Source organism: Streptomyces sp. NPDC007162 (assembly GCF_040634175.1).
In the GTDB taxonomy this organism is placed as follows: Bacteria; Actinomycetota; Actinomycetes; order Streptomycetales; family Streptomycetaceae; genus Streptomyces.
The window spans coordinates 1-17,478 of the sequence record NZ_JBEYFC010000032.1 but is presented as its reverse complement, the minus strand read 5'-3'; the positions used below and the strand labels follow the sequence as shown (position 1 = coordinate 17,478).

The 17,478-nt window shown below is 73.4% G+C and carries 13 protein-coding genes; 1 reads left to right on the top strand and 12 read right to left on the bottom strand.

What is annotated here, in order from left to right; translation table 11 throughout:
• Positions 1 to 10: 10 nt before the first annotated feature.
• From fxsT to ABZ646_RS06290, 5 genes are all read right to left on the bottom strand, one after another.
• Positions 11 to 3,955, bottom strand: coding sequence for an FxSxx-COOH system tetratricopeptide repeat protein (fxsT, locus tag ABZ646_RS06310; protein ID WP_360513500.1), 3,945 nt, complete (start codon positions 3,953 to 3,955; stop codon positions 11 to 13).
• Positions 3,952 to 5,253, bottom strand: coding sequence for a TIR-like protein FxsC (locus ABZ646_RS06305; RefSeq protein WP_360513498.1), 1,302 nt, complete (start codon positions 5,251 to 5,253; stop codon positions 3,952 to 3,954). Before ABZ646_RS06305 ends, fxsT begins: the two co-directional genes overlap by 4 nt.
• Before the next feature lie 109 nt (positions 5,254 to 5,362).
• Complete coding sequence (locus tag ABZ646_RS06300; protein ID WP_360513520.1) at positions 5,363 to 6,070, bottom strand: AAC(3) family N-acetyltransferase; 708 nt, start codon at positions 6,068 to 6,070, stop codon at positions 5,363 to 5,365.
• Between the two features lie 91 nt (positions 6,071 to 6,161).
• A complete protein-coding gene (fxsB, locus tag ABZ646_RS06295) occupies positions 6,162 to 8,366 on the bottom strand; it encodes a radical SAM/SPASM protein FxsB, inactivated metallohydrolase extension form (RefSeq protein WP_360513496.1) in 2,205 nt (734 codons plus the stop codon).
• 159 nt (positions 8,367 to 8,525) lie between these two features.
• Positions 8,526 to 8,693, bottom strand: coding sequence for a hypothetical protein (locus ABZ646_RS06290; RefSeq protein WP_360513494.1), 168 nt, complete (start codon positions 8,691 to 8,693; stop codon positions 8,526 to 8,528).
• A 188-nt stretch (positions 8,694 to 8,881) separates the two neighbouring features.
• Here ABZ646_RS06290 and ABZ646_RS06285 point away from each other — a divergent pair, with 188 nt between their 5' ends.
• On the top strand, positions 8,882 to 9,799 hold the full coding sequence (locus ABZ646_RS06285; protein WP_360513492.1) for a DUF4231 domain-containing protein: 918 nt from the start codon (positions 8,882 to 8,884) through the stop codon (positions 9,797 to 9,799).
• A gap of 18 nt (positions 9,800 to 9,817) precedes the next feature.
• Here the strand turns inward: ABZ646_RS06285 and ABZ646_RS06280 are convergent, their stop codons facing one another.
• The 7 genes from ABZ646_RS06280 to ABZ646_RS06250 all read right to left on the bottom strand — a co-directional run bounded on the left by ABZ646_RS06280 (position 9,818) and on the right by ABZ646_RS06250 (position 17,463).
• The gene (locus ABZ646_RS06280; RefSeq protein ID WP_360513490.1) at positions 9,818 to 10,354 is read right to left on the bottom strand and encodes a hypothetical protein; all 537 of its coding nucleotides are present in this window, start codon (positions 10,352 to 10,354) and stop codon (positions 9,818 to 9,820) included.
• A 177-nt stretch (positions 10,355 to 10,531) separates the two neighbouring features.
• Entirely contained in the window at positions 10,532 to 11,365 is an 834-nt protein-coding gene (locus tag ABZ646_RS06275; RefSeq protein WP_360513488.1) for a hypothetical protein, read from the bottom strand.
• Positions 11,366 to 11,453: 88 nt separating this feature from the next.
• Entirely contained in the window at positions 11,454 to 12,491 is a 1,038-nt protein-coding gene (locus tag ABZ646_RS06270) for a rod shape-determining protein (protein ID WP_360513486.1), read from the bottom strand.
• 344 nt (positions 12,492 to 12,835) lie between these two features.
• Entirely contained in the window at positions 12,836 to 14,179 is a 1,344-nt protein-coding gene (locus ABZ646_RS06265; RefSeq protein ID WP_360513518.1) for a carboxyl transferase domain-containing protein, read from the bottom strand.
• Entirely contained in the window at positions 14,172 to 15,611 is a 1,440-nt protein-coding gene (locus ABZ646_RS06260; RefSeq protein ID WP_360513484.1) for an acyl-CoA synthetase, read from the bottom strand. Before ABZ646_RS06260 ends, ABZ646_RS06265 begins: the two co-directional genes overlap by 8 nt.
• 221 nt (positions 15,612 to 15,832) lie before the next feature.
• Positions 15,833 to 16,693: an SMP-30/gluconolactonase/LRE family protein gene (locus tag ABZ646_RS06255; RefSeq protein WP_360513482.1), complete on the bottom strand. Its 861-nt coding sequence runs from the start codon at positions 16,691 to 16,693 to the stop codon at positions 15,833 to 15,835.
• A complete protein-coding gene (locus ABZ646_RS06250) occupies positions 16,690 to 17,463 on the bottom strand; it encodes an IclR family transcriptional regulator (RefSeq protein ID WP_360513516.1) in 774 nt (257 codons plus the stop codon). Before ABZ646_RS06250 ends, ABZ646_RS06255 begins: the two co-directional genes overlap by 4 nt.
• Between the last annotated feature and the right edge of the window lie 15 nt (positions 17,464 to 17,478).

Sequence of the window (17,478 nt, the reverse complement as noted above, 5' to 3'; positions counted from 1 at the left end):
GAGGGCCCGCTCACACCGCCAGCGGCTCCAGGTCCCGGTACACCCGCCGTTCCTCCACCGCGTACCGGGTGATGCCGTTGTTCTCGCCGAGCTGCTGGCGCAGCCCCTTCAGCCTCCTGACGGCGTCCTCCCGCAGGGCGCGGGCCTCCTCCGTGCGGCCGAGGGCGCCCAGGGTGACGGCGCTGTTGCTGACGACGGCCAGCGCCTCGGGGTGCTGGGTGCCGAGGTCGGCGCGGAGCGCGTCGGCGCTGTGCCTCTCCCGCTCCCAGGCCTCCTCCAGACGGCCGGTCTCGGCGAGCACGATGGCGTAGTTGGCGGAGCAGAACTGGGTGTGCGGGTGATGGGCGCCGAGGACATCGGTCATGCGCTCCAGCACCTTGCGGAACACCTCCTCGGCCTGCTCGCGGTCACCGCAGCCCCAGTGGAAGACTCCGAGGTTGTTCATCGCGGTCTGGGTGTAGGGGTGGGCCTCGCCCGGCTTCTTCACGTACTCGGTCAGCACCTTCTGTGCGACGTCCCGCGCGGCCTCCGGGTCCTCGGCCGCGAACAGGTCGGCGGCCAGGTTCAGTTCGCAGGCGAGCGAGTCCGGGGTGGGCGCGGTGTACTGCGCCCGGTACTGCTCCAGGGTCGCCGCCGTCAGCCGCCGCGCGTCCTCCAGCTCGCCCGCCCGGCGCAGCGACACCGCGAGCGACTTCGCGCACCGCAGGGTGCCGGGGAACTCCTTGCCGAGGACCCGCTTGTGCTGCTCGTACGCCCGCGACAGCACCGCCACCGACGCCGTGTACTCGCCGACCTCGCGCAGGTCGCGGCCGAGGTTCTCGGCGGACGACAGGGTGTAGATGTGGTCGGCGCCGTGCACCTGGGTGCGGCGGGCGAGGGTGACCTCGTCGATGCCCCGGGCGTCCCGGTACCTGCCGACCATGCGCAGCGCCAGGGCGAGGTTGTTGGCGGCGTTCAGGGTGCGCGGGTGGGCCTCGTAGAAGAGGTCGCTGAAGCCGTCGTGCGCCTCCTTCGCCAGCTCCACCGCCTTGGTGTACTCGCCCAGCGCCGCGAGGTCGCTGGAGAGGCCGGAGGTGGTGATGAACGTGTGCGGGTGCCGGTTGCCGAGCAGCCGGCGCTGCCGGTCGAGCACGTCGTCGTCCATCTCCCGCGCCTCGACGTACAGGCCCTGGGAGCGCAGCACGTTGGCGAGCTGGCAGCGCAGGTACAGGTACTGCTCGTCGTTCTCGCCGAGGGGTTCCTTCCAGTGGGCGAGGAGTTCCTCGGCGAGCCGCTGCGCGCGGGGGAACTCGCCGCGCTTCCACAGGTAGCGGACGCGGTCGATGAGCAGCCTGCGGGGCTCCGCCTCGGTGCAGTTGCGGATGTCGGAGGCGGTGAGGTGCGGCCAGATGATGTCGAACTGCGGCCAGTTCTCGCGGTTGTCGGTGGGTTCGTCGCCCTTGGGGCGGGCTCCCCGCAGGATCTCGTGCACCGTGTGCCGGGCCCGGCGCCGGTCGTCCTCCGTCATCTGGGAGCGGATCACCGCCTGCACCAGGCGGTGCACCTGGATGGAACGGGAGATCTGGTCGACCTTGGCCAGGGCGAGCTGGCCGATCTCCCGCACCAGCTGGCCGATGAGCAGGCTCTCCGTCAGGGTGGCGTCGAAGGGGCGCAGGGCGCCGAGCATCTCGTCGCTGTCGTAGAGCAGCTTGGAGGAGATCGGCTCGGCGGCGAGGAACGCGCACAGCTGCAGCAGCCGTACCGAGGCGGGCGAGCGCTCCTTGAGCCGCTCGATGGAGATGTTCCAGGTGGCGGCCACCGTCTCGGGGTAGTCGGAGGGCTGGTTGAGCCCCATCACCGCGGCGGTCTCCTCGGTGAGGCGGCGCAGGTACTCGGCCGTCGGCATGGCGGTCTCGGCCAGCCAGGCGCCCGCCTGCTCCACCGCGAGCGGCAGGTCGCCCACGGCCTCCGCGACCTGGTCGGCCTCCGCCGGGGAGAGGCCGGGGGCGCGCCGGGACAGGTGCTCGACGCTCTCCTGCCGCTGGAAGACGTCGACCGGCAGCGTCTCCCCCTTGTCCGACCAGGCCTGGTTGCGGGAGGTGACCAGGATGTGGCCGCCGCCGGTGGTGGGCAGGTAACCGGTGAGGTCGTCGGGGTCGTCGGCGTTGTCGAAGACGAGGATCCACCGCTTGGTGGGGTTGCCGCGCGAGAGCATGCGGACGGTTTCCTTGCTGGCCAGCGCCATGTCCTCGCCGCCGGGCGCGCCGATGCGGGCGCCGAGTTCGGCGAGCGAGGCGATGACGTTGTCGACGTTCTCGGCCGGCACCCACCACACCAGGTCGTAGTCGGCGCTGAACCGGTGCACGTACTCCAGCGCGATCTGGGTCTTGCCGACCCCGCCCATCCCGAACAGCGCCTGGTGCTGGGGCAGTACCGCGGTCATGCCGCTGCGCAGCTGCTCCCGCACCCTCTCCAGGATGTAACCCCGGCCGGTGAAGGTGCTGTTGCGCTGTGGCACGTTCCAGTGGTCGGGGACGTGGCCGGGGAACCGGGGCGCCGCAGGGCCGCCCTTGGGCAGCTGCGCGGGCAGTTCGAGCGCGCTGAGCAGCACGCTCTCGCAGCCCGCTTCGTCACGGCCGTGCAGGTCGACGACGTCGGCCTGGTGCTGGTACGACTCCGGTGGCGGGACGTCGTCGACCTGGACCGGGATCAGGGTGCCCGCCGGGCCGTCGGCGCCTGCCGCCGGGCCCAGCAGCAGCGCGGTGTGCCGGGAGCCGTACAGCGCCTTGGACCACAGGACCAGCACGCGGGTGCCGGGGGCGGGGCGGTCCAGCGGTCCGGCGGTCAGGTCGTGCAGCGCGACGGTGCAGCCGGCCCGTTTGAGCAGCGACTCGGCCCAGTCGGCCCACATCCGGTTCTCCGCCGCGTACACGATGGCCACCTGCATCGCGGTGGTCTGGGGCCGCCGCCGGATGAACGCGTCCCGGCAGCGCAGCCGTACCGCGTCCGGGATCTGCGGCAGCGCGGTGACCTCGTTGTCGGTCACGAACGCGGTGAGCCGTTCGAAGGCGGCCAGCAGGGACTTCGGGTCGCCCTTCTTGTCCCCGACGACGGCGAGCGTCTCCTCGTACGCGTAGTACGGCTTGTACGGGATCTCGACGCTGCCCCAGTAGGCGGTGATCTCGTCGGCGCTGAGGCGCTCCCCGCCCGGGCCCTTCGGCAGTCCGGCGAACTTCGCGCGGGCCAGCGCACGGCCCGCCTCCACCTTGTCCTTCTCGCCGTCGTCGACGCGCATCGGTACCGGCAGCACCCGGATCCGCCGGTTGCGGTGCTCGTCGCCGACGCTGTACGCCACGTCCGCGGCGCCGTCCAGGGCCTGGTCGCTGAAGGTGAAGCAGTCGACGAGGATGTCGGGCATCTGCAGGGTGCAGATGTCCGCGGTGTCGGAGCGCCCGGTGCGCGAGTCGATCAGCACATAGTCGTACGACCGTTTCATGCTGTCGCGCAGCGCCTCCAGGAACATGCCGCCGCGCAGCCGGTCGTAGAAGTTGTCCCACTCCAGGGAGGACGCCGTGCCCGAGTAGGCGCGGAACTGCTTCCCCGCGGAGAGGAAGTCGAGCGAGCCGCCGTTCTCGAAACCGAGTCCCTGCCGCTCGGGGGAGAGCGAGACGGCGTGCTGCTCCACGTCCGCGTACTCCAGGTGCCAGGGCCCCGAGCGGGTGATGCCGTCCGTGGCCGCCCAGGCGTAGTCCTGGAGGATGTTCAGGACGCCCCCGGTGGCGGCGAGCACGTTGGGGTCCAGGAACGGGTGGAAGAAGCGGTCCAGGCCGGGGGCCTCCAGGTCCCAGTCCACGGCGAGGACGCGCTTGCCGTTGGCGGCGAGGATCCACGCCGTGTTGGCGAGCGCCATCGTCCGTCCGGTACCGCCCTTGTACGAGTAGAAGGTGATGATGCGTCCGTCCGGTGCGGCCGTCATGCGTCTCCTCCGGGTTCGTCGCCCGCGTCGGGGTCGGACGGTTGGTAGGGGTCCGCCAGGCGGGGCCTGGGGATGTCCGGGCCCGGCGGCAGTCGGACCTCCGCGTTCTTCAGGTACTGCCTGGTCGTGTACGCCACCACGTCGGGCAGCACCCTGGTGAAGGCCTTGAGCGTGGGGACGCCGTTGACGGCGAGCCGGGCGTCGCCGCGCCGCGCCCGCTCCAGGATGGTCGGCATCACCCGCTCCAGCTCCTCGGCGAGCCGGCGCCCCTGCTCGCCGTGGTTCTGCAGGTCCGCACGGCAGCGCGGCACGATCGCGCTCACCCAGGGGCGGGCGTACGCGTCGAACGTCTTCAGCCTGCTGCGGCGTTCCTCGTCGGTCAACGCCCACTGGTCCACGAGCAGGACCCCGGGCTGCCGGTCCCCGGACGCCGGCGTTTCGTCGCCGGGGTTCTCGTCGTCGAAGGCGACGACGCTCACCCGGTAGTCCAGGGACCGGATCAGTTCCTCGGCGTGCGTGGACAGCGCCCGGGTCGACTCGGTCTGGTACGGGTTCCAGTCCAGCGCGTCGTCGCCGTAGGGCCCGGTGTCGCGGGCGGGCGGGACGGTGTCCTCGGTGGGGGCCGCCACGGTCAGCCGGATGTGCCGGGGCCCGCTGCCGCGCGGTTTGAAGGCGCTCGGCGTGCTCTCGTAGTCCCGGGGGCGGCCGGGCGGCAGCCGGGACTCGCGGGCCGCCTGGACGATCCGTTCGGCCAGCCCGTACACGGTCTCGTCGTACTCGTCGCGCAGCCGGCTGAGCTTGATCAGCCCGTAGATGCCGCTGCTCAGGTACCGCCCGCCGGACGAGGTGTCCTCGACGTGGATGCGCCGTACCGAGTCCGGGAGTTCGCCCATGTCGACCCGGGTCCACAGGGCGGGCACGATGGCCGAGGCGGTCGCCGTCCCGGTGGTGCGGGCGTTCAGCATCCGCTCGTGGAACGCGTACCACTCGCGGCCGCACATCTCGCTGACGAAGTAGCGCGGCGAGAACAGCGGCACGAACACCCGGCAGCTGGCGAGGTTCTCGCTCAGCTTCTCGGGCCAGCCCTCCCCGGAGCGCATCTCCCGGTCCATGAAGCCGGCCTGGGATCCGGCGGGCAGGTCGGTGAGCGCCATGATGTGGCTGCACAGGTCGTTGAACAGCACCCGCACCCAGTGGTCCGGGTCCCCGCTGTCCGGGCTCCACTGCGGCGTGTGGGCGTACGACAGGAAGAAATAGGGCCGGTTGTCCGGAGCCCGATTCTGCACCCGTTCCCCCATGTCCGCACGTCTCCCTGCCCACCGGCAAGCCGCTGGACCGCCCCCGTCGTCAACGCCTGAGTCGGAGTCAACAATGTGCCCGAAGGACCCCGCTACCGGTTCACTGTTTTCAGGCCAAAGCCCGTCGATATCCAGACATCTGACCCTTGGCGTGTCTCACCACGTCCCGCATGGAGCACAGCACGACGGGCTTCGACGCCCACTCGGCCTCGGTGCGCAGCCCGCCCGGCAGCCGGGCGCCGATCTCGCCGAAGTCGCTGTCGTCCAGGGAGAGATCCCGGTAAGGGATCCAGTTCCCCTTGTCCCCGACCACGCACCGGTAGACGCGCCGGGGCGGCCTCGGCCGCATCAGGTACTCGGCGTAGTGGAACGCGCTGCACACCTCGAACCCGACCCGCAGCAGCAGGATCTGCGCGTCGGCACGGTACAGCCGCGCCATCGGGGAGAGCCTGCCGAGGTGGCTGCGCAGCGGGTGCCTCCTGAGCAACTTCGGTGCCAGCGGGCCGAGTCCGGCGAGCGAGGTCTGCGGATGCGCGCTGCGCACGGCACCGGACGTCGACCGCACGCACTCGGCGAGCGCGCCCATCGTCGGGCACTCGGTGGCGTCCGGGTCGAACGGCGCCATCGCGGCGCGGTACTCGGCGGCCTCCCGCTCGGTCATGCCCGCGACGGCCTCCAGGTAGGCCCGGGAGGTGTCGGAGTTCTCCGGCGTGAACGCGGGCACGACCAGGGTGCCCGCGGGGCCGAGCACGGCCCGCAGCGCGTCCCGGACCAGCTCCGGGGCGGCCCCGGTGCCGCTCAGCGAGGCGTGCACCATCAGCACCCCGCCCCGCCGCACACCCAACGAGGCGAACAGGTCGGTCAGTTCCGCTTCCCGTGCCGCGTCGCCCGCGGTGGCGCACGGCTGTTCAGTCACGGCGGCCCGCCCACTGCGACCACATCCGGGCCACCAGCACGGCTCCGGTCACCGTCAGTTCGGACTCCGGCAGCAGGGTGAGCGCGGTGAGGGCGCGGGCCGCCTCCGGGTACGCCCGACGGCCCAGCTCGTCGTCCGCGCGGTCCAGCAGGTCGCCCGCGGGGCTGCCCGGCCGGTGCAGGTCGGCCGTCTCGCGCAGGGCGGTGAGCCTGGCGCGGCGCCCGATGCGCGGGAGTTCCCGGGCGAACTCCTCCGGGGTCACGTCCACCGCCACGCCCAGCGCCCCGAACCCGTGCGCACCGAGCAGCAGTCCGCTGCCCGCCTCCAGCGGGGTGAGCACGGTGGGCCGGAACGCGTCCGGGTCGGTGCGCGGGCCGGACGCGTCCTTGTCGAGCAGTTCGTAGGCCCGGCCGAGCCGCTCCAGGAAGTCGCCGCTCGCGAGCGGCGGGGCGACCGTGGCCGGATAGCAGTCGCGGTAGGGGTCGGCGTCGTCGACGAGCGGGCCGTCCTGCGCCAGCAGCCGGCCGAGCGGGCGCCAGCGGGTGGCGGCGGGGGTCTCGTCCAGCCGGACCCAGCCGTCCCCGTTGCCCTCGCCCTTCCCGTTGCCCCCGTCGTCCCCGGCGGGCCGTTCGCCGGCGCCGCGTACCCGGAAGGCGTCCGGCGTCACGGTCACCTCGACGCGGCCGGGGGCGGCCAGCCGGTAGGTACCCCAGGTGGGCAGGTGCAGCCGGGTGCCGGGCTGGTCCCAGGACAGCGTGGCGGACCGTCCCGCGCGCAGGGCCGCCGCGGCGGCCAGCGACATGAACCGGGCCGTGTCCGCGGGGCCGCGCAGGGAGCGCCTGAGGCCGGTGCGCACATAGGGGTGGGCGAGCACCTCGTCGAGCCGTGGGGCGGTCTCGGGGTCGGCGTCCAGGGCCAGCAGCAGCCGCCAGGCCTCCGCCGCGTCCGGCTCGGCCACCAGCTGCTGCCGGGTCCGGCGCAGCAGCAACCGGTCCAGCTCCAGCTGCGCCCAGCCGAGCCGGTCCTGGCTCAGCACGGCCGGGGCGAAGGAACGGTCGGTCACCCGGTCGGCGACGCCCTCCACCAGCGCACGCAGGTCGGCGCAGAAGACGCTGGGGTTGTCGAAGCCGTTCTCGGCGCGGTACCGGTGCCCGTACAGGCCGCCGCCGCAGGACCGCACCACCGGGCAGCGGCGGCAGGTCTCGCTGATCCCCTCGACCCCCTGCTGCCGTGCCCGCACCCCGGGGTGCGCGGCGAACTCCGCGAAGCCGTGCCGGAAGACGTCGTACCCCGTCTCCGGCGCCCCGGCGAACGCGATCTTCAGCCAGTCGGCCTGTTCGAAGGTGCCGTCCGTCTCGATCACGGCGAGGTCGCTGGGCGCCAGCCCCATCGCCTCGGTCAGGGGCGGCCCGCCGCGCAGGGTGCTGAGCACCGAGTCGAAGGTCCGCACCGGCATCGGGCGGCCCTGTTCCTCCCAGCGGTCGAAGACCGCGAGCAGCCAGTCGGCGTACGGGGTGGCGGTCCCGTCCGCGGTGGCGGCCTTGTCCGGGTGGGGCGGCGGGCTGTCCCAGGTGGAGTGCGGAAGCAGGTAGTCGATCCGCGGCGGGGCGAGTTCGGTGAGGGCGTCGTGCACGGCGACGGGGTCGTTCGCCACGTCCACGGTGCACAGAATCCCGCTGAACAGGTGGCGGTACTCGGGTTCCTGGAGCAGCCGGATGCCGCGGACCACCCGGTCGAAGCTGCTGCGGCCCCTGCGGTCGAGGCGGTGCCGGTCGTTGGCCGCGCGGTCGCCGTCGAGCGACACGCTGACGTGGACCCCGAACTCCCGGCAGACGTCCAGGTGCCGCCGGTTCAGGGTGACCGCGTTGGTGTGCATGCGCAGGTCGAGGGCGGTCAGCGGGGCGAGGGCACGGGTGAGCTCGGCGCAGATGGCCCGTAACCGGGCGGGCCCGACCAGCAGCGGCTCCCCGCCGTGCAGGATCACCGAGACGGATTCCAGCGCCCGTGCCTGCGTGTGCTCGGCCAGCCGCCCGGCGACGGCACGGACGGTTTCCGGACGGATGAAGGTAGGGCGGGACCGCCAGCTCTGGTCGGCGTGCTGGTACACGTAACAGTGGTCGCAGAGCAGATCGCACCTGCTGTGGATCTTGAGGACCAGCTGTCTCAGGGGTGGGCTGTCGGGCGACTGGATCGTCACCGGAGGCAGTCTGTCAGACTTCCCACCCCCGACGGGCCCCAAACGGCATGACTGCGAGGAACATTGACGCACTGTCAGCGCACTGACGTGGGTACGGGCGGCGCGCGCCGGGGCCGACGCACCCACGTCCGGGTGACGTTCCCGTGGCGTGCTGCCCGGTCAGGCCGCCGAGTTGAACGTGACCGACCGGCTCGAACGGTGGTCGGGGGCGTCGGTCACGCGGCCCGTGTCGCGCGCCGTGGAGGCCGCGTACGGGTCGATGTCCGCCAGGGGGGTGTGCCGGGCGGCCGGCGCCGGGTTGCGCAACTGCGTCGAGGTGGTCGTCATGATTGTTTCGTCGCTCCGGTTCGGGCTCGCGGAACCGAGACTGGTCCCGATGGTGCGGACCCTATACCAGGAATGCCGTGCGAACCTCTTGTGCACGGACCGGGTTTCCGTACTCATTGATGTCTCAGACCTGTTTTTCGGGGGCGCGCGAAAGCCTTCGGGGGCGCGCAGGGCATTCGGGGGGCGTCATGGGGGCCGCTACCACTCCGGTACCGAGCACCACGCTGGACGAACGGGATCTGCCACCGCTGTTCCAGGTGAGTGACCAGTGGGCGTTGCGCCACCAGAGTGACTCGTTCCGGTCCGTGCGGACGCATCTGCTCGTGCTGCTGCTGGCCACCACGGCCGCCGTCCTGACCGAGCAGGCGACCGGCCACGTCATGGCGGTGCTCGCGGCGCTGCTGTACGCGCTGACGATAGTCCTCGGCCTGAACACCTCGCGGCGGCGGTCCCGCGCCCACTGGCAGGCGCACCGGGCCGCCGCCGAATTGCTGAAGTCGCTGGCCTGGCAGTACATGGTGCACGGGGGTCCCTTCCACTCCGATGTCGCCGACCCGGACGCGGTGTTCGCGGAGCGCCTGGAGGAGCGGCTGCGCGAACTGCGCGCCTGCGGCTGGGAGGACTCCCGCGACGGGGCCGGGGAACGGGGCCGGGGCCAGATCACGTCGCGGATGCGCGCGGAGCGCGCCAAGTCGTTCGCGGCGCGCCGGGACCTCTATCTGCGCGACCGGCTCCTGGAGCAGACGGTCTGGTATAAGAACCGGGCCTCCCGGGCCCACCGCGCCGCCGCCCGCTGGTCGGCCGTCACCGCCGCGCTGACCCTGCTCGCCCTGGCCGCCGCCCTGCTGCGGACCGTCGGCCTGCTCAGCGGCGCGGACCTCGCGGGCCTGCTCAGTGCGGCCGCCGCGGCGGGCGTCGCCTGGCAGGAGGTACGGCGGCACGGCCCGCTGACGTACGCGCACTCGCTCATCGAACAGGACCTGGAGACCGCCCGGATCGCCATGTCCACCACGGTCACGCAGGCGGGCTGGGCCGAGGCGGTCGGGGAGGCGGAGCGCCTGATGTCCCCGGCCCACACGGAGTGGCTGGTGCGGTTCGGCACCTGAGGCGGGTCCTTGGCGCGGTCAGTCGCGCAGCGCCCCGTCCGGCCACAGCACCGTCACCGGCACCCCGGTGCGCCGCGCGTAGGCCACCACGTCACCGGTGCCGCCGAGCCCGCGCGCCGGACGGCCGTCCCACACGGCGAGCAGTTCGTCGGAGTGCTCCACGACCCACCGGCCCGCCGCGAGGTACGCCTCCTCGTGCGTGGGCTGGACGGGCAGGTCGACGCGGCGCGCGCAGGACCGCAGGATCCTGCGGTACGACGCCTGCGCCGCGTCGTCGCCCAGATGGGCCTCGTAGTCCATGCCCGGGATCACGGCCGTCACCGGGACGCCGTGGGCGAGGGCGAGGTCCGCGAACAACTGGTCCGCGCCGGCCGCGAGACAGCTGAGCGCCTCCAACGCCACGTCCGTCCGGCTGAGTTGGAGCCGCAGGGCGGTGCGCACGAAGGGCAGCACGGACGGCGGGATCGTACGGTGCCCGGTCACACCGATCCGGGTGACGGTGAGTCGGGGGAGCACTGCCGCCTCGGCCGGGCGGTCGGCGATATCGGCTGTCACGGAACGTCCCCTTCCGTCACCTTGGGTGAGTACAGCCTAACCGAGGGGTGACCGGGCGTGCAGGGGGCGCATCGGCTCACACGGGTGTCCGACAGCGCCGCACGCCCACGGACTTCCCCACCGACGTCCTTGTCCGAGAACAGTCGCGGGACTGCAGTGCTGCGTCGGTGCCCCGCTCTACCCAAGCGTCCGCAGCACCTCGGCGACGTTGGCACGGTACGTCCGCAGCGCCTGCAACCCGGCGGCGTAGCGGGCACGGTGCCGGGAGATGTCCACGGCCTGCTTCCGCACCCGGACAGCGTGCCAGAGCTCGGCCGTGCGGTGGCGGCGCTTGCAGGTGACGTCCGCGGTGGCGGTGGCCCGCTCCCGCGCCGTGTGCCGGGTGTTGCCGTCGCTGCCCCGCCGCCAGGCGGTGTCCGTGTACGCCGCCCCGGGGTCGGGATAGCGCGTGAATCCTTGGTCCGCCACACAGCGGGACCACACGTCCCACGCCGCACGCAGGCGCGGGTCGCGCTTGACCGCCTTGTCGACCTCGGCCGACCGTGCACTTGCGTAGAGCCAGTCCCGCTTGACGTCGATGCCGCGCATCAGCCGTCGGCTCGCCTCCGCGTTGCAGGCGGGGTAGTCCGCGTACTCGGCACCGGTCATGCGACGGCCCGCCGGTCGCGGAACCTGGGACTTTGCCGGGTCCCAGCCGTAGCCCCAGCGGCGGGCGTCGTCGAGGTCCAGGGCACCGTAGTCGGTGCCGACCGCGGTGGCGACGAGGGGGTCGGTGGGATAGCGGGGGTCGAGCGGGAAGTCCGGGTGGCCGTGCTCCGCCATGCACTGCCGGACCAGCAACGCCGACGCCCGATGCGATCGCTGGTAGTCCTGCGGCGTGTAGTCGTAGCGGTCGGCCGGGAGGGGGCCGAGGTCCGACGCCGTACGGATGACCTCCGGCCCTCCTGTACCGGAGACACAGAGCGCCGCCAGCACCGCCACCACACCTAATCGGTACCCCCGCATTGTCATGCTCAGGGATGCTAGCGAACAGCGCCCCAGGGCCGGCCTCGGCCCCGGCATGCACCGGGACAGCGACCCACGCCGGGTTGAGGGGTCCTCAGCGGGACTGCGGGCCGAGCAGCAGCGGTTCGATGCGGCCCTCCAGCATCTCCCCGAGGCCCTGGACGGCGCACACGTCCGGCCGCTCCGCGATGTGCACCGGCATACCCGTGGCCTGCCGCAGCAGCTGGTCGAAGCCGGGCAGCAGCGCGGACCCGCCGACCATGACCATCCCGCGGTCGGCGAGGTCGGCGACCAGGTCGGGCGGGCAGTCCCGCAGCACCTTGCCGATCCCGTCCAGGACGGCGGTCAGGGGCGTCTGGATGGCGTCCCGCACGGCCGCCGTGTCGACCTGCACGCTGCGGGCGAGGCCGGTGGCCACGTCCCGGCCGTGGATCTCCGTGGACGTCGGCCCGTGCGGGGTGAGCCCGTTCTCCGAGAGGGCCAGCTGCAACGGCCGTACCGCCTGACTCGGCAGCATCAGCTCGTGCTCGTGGCGCAGCAGCTGCACGATCGCGTGGTCCACCGACTCACCGCCGACGGGCATCCGTTCCGCGCGCACGATCGACCCGAGGGAGAGCACGGCCACCTGTGTGGCGGCCGCCCCGCAGACGAGGATCATGGTCGCCTCCGGCCGGTCCACCGGCAGCCCGCACCCCACGGCCGCGGCGATCAGCGTGTCGACCAGCTCGACCCGCCGCGCGCCGAGCCCCACCAGCGTCTCGATGGTCGCCCGCTGCGCCAGCGGGTCGGCGTCGTGCGGGGTGCAGGCGGCGGCCCTCAGCCGGGGTTTGCGGCGCAGCATGCGGCGGGTCCGGTCGCCGATCAACTGCCGCAGCATCCGCTGGGCCATCTCGATGTCGACGACCGTGCCGCCGGAGATCGGACGCACCACGCGGATGTAGTCGGGGGTACGGCCCGTCATCTGCTCCGCGAACTCGCCCACGGCGATCAGGGCACCCGTGCGCGTGTTCATCGCGGCGACGGACGGCTGGTCCACGACCAGCCCCATGCCCTTCACGTACACCCGGGTGCGGGCGGCCCCGAGATCGACGGCGAAATGGCAGCGGCGCAACTGCTCCAGACTGACGGTCACGGCGATCCTCCCGAGTGCGCGGGCCGTGGGACGGCGGACGACGGCTTCCTTCGCATCCTCTGGGTGATACCGGCGGCGCGCCTGCGGGAGGGGGCCGGGCGGGGCGCCGCTGAATGGGGGGTTCGGCAACGAACGGCACCGGGGAGGGGCGGAGGGTCGTGGACCGGGGTGGTGTCGATGGAGGCGACGCGGCAGGTCGGTGCCGCTCGGGGCGGATCTCGGCGGGAGCGGCCGGGCTGGTGGTGCGGCTTGGGGGCGGGTCTGGGCGGGAGCGGCCCGGTGAGTCCTGCCGGTGTTGTCGTCCGGGCGGGCCGGGGGCGTGGTCGCCGAGGCGGTGCTCCGGGTCAGGGGGCGGTGGGCACGATGCCGCGGATCACGCCCAGGGCCAGCAGGTCCTGGGGGCGGATGCGCAGCTGGTCCGCGGTGGCCTCGACCGCGTCCGGGGGCCGTTTCAGGATCGCCGCCGCCGACTCCGGGGCGATCACCGAGAAGTAGCTGTCGGGTGTGGCCCAGGTGTTGCCGGGGGCGGCCGGTGCCAGCGCCCCGCCGGAGCCGCCCTCGCCGATGACGAGCGTGGTGACCGGTGTACGGGCGGCGGCCACCGCGCCGAACAGCTCCGCGATCGCGGCGCCCGCGCCCTGCCGTTCCGCCTCGGCGTCGTTGGCGGCGCCCGGGGTGTCGACGAGGGTCAGCACCGGGATCCCCAGCCGGTCCGCGAGCCGTATCAGCCGGGCGGCGGTGCGGAACCCGGCGGGCCGGGTCGCCGTGCCGGTCTGCGCGGCGAAGGCGACGCCACGGCCGTCCCGCTCCCCGAACCCGCACAGCATCCCCTGCGGATCCGCGCCCCCGCACCGGTCGCCGACCAGGGCGACCCGGCGGGTGAAATAGGCGTCCAGGTAGGCACCGGCCCGCGGGCGTCGCGGGTCCCGGGCACGCTCGACGGCCGCCCAGCCGGTGCCGGGCAGCCGGGCGTCGCCGAGGGCGGCCGGCGGCTCGGCGGGCCGTGCGGAGGGGGAGGTCAGCAGCCGCAGCCACAACCCCAGGCATGCCTTCAGCTCCGCCAGGGGCACCACGGCGTCCGCCGCCCCCGACGCGAGCTGGGCCTGAGCCGTGTACGCGGCCGGGTCCGCGTCCGGTGGGCGGACCCGGGAGCCCGCGAAACCGACCTGGGCGCCGGGCAGCGCCAGGATCACGTCGGCGCCCGCGCCCAGGGTGGCCCAGCCGCCGCCGGTCGTCGGGTCCCGCAGGACCGCGACCTGCGGCAGCCCCGCCTCGCGGGTGAGCGCCGACTGCCGTGCCACCCGCTGGAGCTGGGACAGGGCGAGCATGCCCTCCTGCATCCGGCTGCCGCCGGTGGCGACCAGCGGGACGACCGGCAGCCGGTGCGCCCGGGCGTGGCCGTACGCCGCCTCCAGCCGGTCCCCGGTCCGCTCGCCCAGCGACCCGCCGAGGAACCCGAACTCGAACGCGATCAGGACGGCCGCCGTGCCCTCGACGCGCGCGGTGCCGACCACGACCGACTCCTGCTCGCCGGTGCGTGCGGCGGCGCGGGCGCGCGAGGCGTCGTAACCCTGCCAGCCGAGCGGGCCGTCGGGCCCTGACTCCCTGTGCGGGTACGGGATTTCGGTGAAGGTACCGGGGTCGGTGACGAGGTCGAGGAACTGCCGGGCGGAGAGCCGCTCAGGCATGGTCACCGAGGGCCCGCTTCATGATCTTCCCCATGTCGTTGCGGGGGAGGGCGCCCAGGTAGCGGACCACGCGCGGGCGTTTGTGCGGGGCGAGCCGACCGGCGACATGGCCGGCCAGCTCCTCGGCCGGGGGCGGTGACTGCGGATCCGCCGGGACGATCCAGGCGACGATCCGCTCGCCCAGGTCGGCGTCCGGCTCCCCGGTGACGGCGGCCTCCCGCACCCCGGGGTGTTCGAGGAGCGCGTTCTCGATCTCCCCGGCCCCGATCTTGTAACCCCCGCTCTTGATCAGGTCGGTGGCCTTGCGGCCGACGATCCGCACGTAGCCGTCCGGCTCCCGCACCGCCATGTCACCGGTGCGGAACCAGCCGTCGGCGGTGAAGGCGGCGGCGGTGGCGTCCGGCCGGTTGAGGTACTCGGTGAACAGGTTCGGGCCGCGCACCTGGATCTCGCCGACGCTCTCCCCGTCGTACTCGGTGATTGCCGTCCCGTCCTCCTCCACCAGCCGCAGCTCCACCCCCGGCAGCGGCACGCCGACGGTGCCCGCGCGAGCCTCACCGTCGACCCGCACGCTGGTGTTCATCAGGGTCTCCGTCATGCCGTACCGCTCGACGACCCGGCGCCCGGTGGCCGCCGCGATCCGCTCGTGGTCGTGGACGGGCAGCGCGGCCGAACCGGAGACCAGCAGCCGGGCCCGGCCCAGCGCCTTCGCCAGCTCGGGGTCGGCGGGCAGGGCTTCAGCGATGCGGTGGTACATGGTGGGGACGCCGAACATCATGGTCGCGCCGTCGTTGAGTTCACGGGTGACGCCGGCGGTGTCGAACCGCCCCAGGTGCCGGACGGAACCACCGCGCCGCAGCGGCCCGAGGATCCCGATCACGAGCCCGTGCACATGGAAGAGCGGCAGGGCGTGGACGAGGGTGTCCTCACCGGTCCACTGCCAGGCGTCGGCGAGCGCGTCCAGGGTCGCGGCGAGGGCCCGGCGGGGGATGACGGCGCCCTTGGGCGGGCCGGTGGTGCCGGAGGTGTAGACGACGAGGGCGGGGTCGGACTCGGCGGAGTCGTCCTCCGGCACCGGACCCGCCGCCCGCGCGTCGACGTCGATACGGGGCAGACCGGCGAGGGCGGCCGGCAGCTCGACGCCGGGCGCGGCCAGTACGGCCGTCGGCGCGCTGTCCGCGAGGATGTGCGCGAGTTCCTTCTCGCCCGACCTGGGGTTGAGCGGGACGGCCGCCCGGCCGGCGAGCAGGACGCCGACGACGGCGACGGCGGTCTCCAGCTCCGGGGTCGCCCACACGGCGATCCGCGTGGCCTCCCGCACCCGCCCGGCGACGGCCCCGGCCGCCCCGGCGAGCTGCCCGTACGTCAGCGACCGCCCCCCGAACCGCAACGCGACCCGTTCGCCCACCAGCCCCGGAAACAGACCCGACACGCCAAGCCCCTCACCGATCGACACCCGAACACCCCCTTCCTACACCAGCGAGACCGCCCCCACTACGGCCGTTGTCGGCCGCCGACTGCCTGAGCGACGCCCAGCACAGCGCCCCAAAGGAGCGCGGGGCAGTGCCGATGTGCGGCTCCGCCGCGCGGGCGCGATCAACCCCCACACACCCGCAGTCGAAACACGACCCCGCACCCCCCGAACACAACCCCCTACCCAGCGAACGCCGGTTGGGCCACGCCCCTCCCCACCCCCGGAACCACCAGCAACGCCCCATCCGTCGCCCGCGGCGCAGCCAACCCCACGCGCGCCGTCGTGACGTACAGGTCGGTCAGCCCGGCGCCGCCGAACGCGCACGCCGTCGTACGCGGCGCGGGCAGGGTGACGACCCGGTCCAGTTCACCCGTCGGCGTGTACCGCCGCACCGCACCCCCGTCCCACAGCGCCACCCACACACAGCCGTCCGCGTCCACCGTCAGCCCGTCGGGGAACCCGGCGCCCTCCTCGATCGTCACCAACGGACGCCGGTTGCGGGGGAGTCCGCCGTCGTGGTCGAAGACGTCCACCCGGCGGGTCGGGGTGTCGACGTAGTAGACGAGGCGGCCGTCCGGGCTCCACCCCGTCCCGTTGCTGACCGTGACGTCCGGCAGCAGCGTCGTCACCGCCCCGTCGGCCCCCACCCGCGACAGCGTCCCCCCGCCCACCGCCTCGTCGTAGCGCATCGTGCCGGCCCACAGCGAGCCGTCGGGCGCGACGGCCGCGTCGTTGGCGCGGCGGCCGGGCACCGGCTCGCGGTGCAGCCAGCGGAACGTGTCGTCGGGGTCGAGGAGCGCCACGCCGTCCCGGAGGTTGAGGACCAGTCCGCCGTTCGCACGCGGCTTCACCGCGCCGACGTGCTGGTCCGTCGTACGGGCCGTACGGCGCCCGGTGGCCGGGTCGTACGTGTGGACGCGGGAGCCGAGTATGTCGATCCAGAGCAGGCGGCCGGTCGCCGCGTCCCACGTCGGGCCCTCGCCGAGCGTCGCCTCGGCCGCGACCGCGACCTCGTACGTGGTGTGCGCCGTCGTCGTCATGCCACGCTCCGGTGGCCGAGGCGCTCGGAGAGTTCCGCGGCGCCCTTCGCGGCGAGCTGCTCCAGTTCGTCCAGGCGTTCGTCGCTCCAGCGGATCATCGGCACGGAGATGGAGAGCGCCGCGACGACCTGGCCGGTGCGGTCGCGGACCGGCGCCGCGACGCAGGAGACGTCGGGGTTGGACTCGCGGTTCTCCACGGCGATGCCGCGCGCGCGGATCTCGGTGAGGGCCTCGCGCAGCGCGTCCGGGTCGGTGATGCTGTTCGGTGTCATCCGGACGAGGTCGGCGTCGTCCGGGATGCGCGCGGACAGCTCCGGCTCCGGCAGCGAGGCCAGCAGCATCTTGCCGACGGAGGTGCAGTGCGCGGGCAGCCGGCGGCCCGCGGCGGAGACCATGCGGACCGCGTGCGTGGAGTCGACCTTGGCGATGTAGATGACGTCGGTGCCTTCGAGGATCGCCACGTGGACGGTCTCGTCGCAGGTCTCGGCGACGGACCGGGCGACCTGCTGGCCCTCGGCGGCGAGGTCGAGCTGCTCGGCGTAGCGGCTGCCGAGCTGGTACGGGCGCACGCCGAGCCGGTAACGTCCGGGCTGTCCGGGTACGGGCACGATGTACGAGCGGGCGGCGAGCGTGGTCACCAGTTCGTGCACGGTGGTCCGCGGCAACTGGAGTTTGCGCACTATGTCGGGGGCGGAGAGGGTCCCGTCCCCGTCCAGGAAGAGCTCAAGAATGTCGAGAGCCCGGGTCACGGCAGGCACAAGGCGTCCCACGTCCGGCCCCCTCCC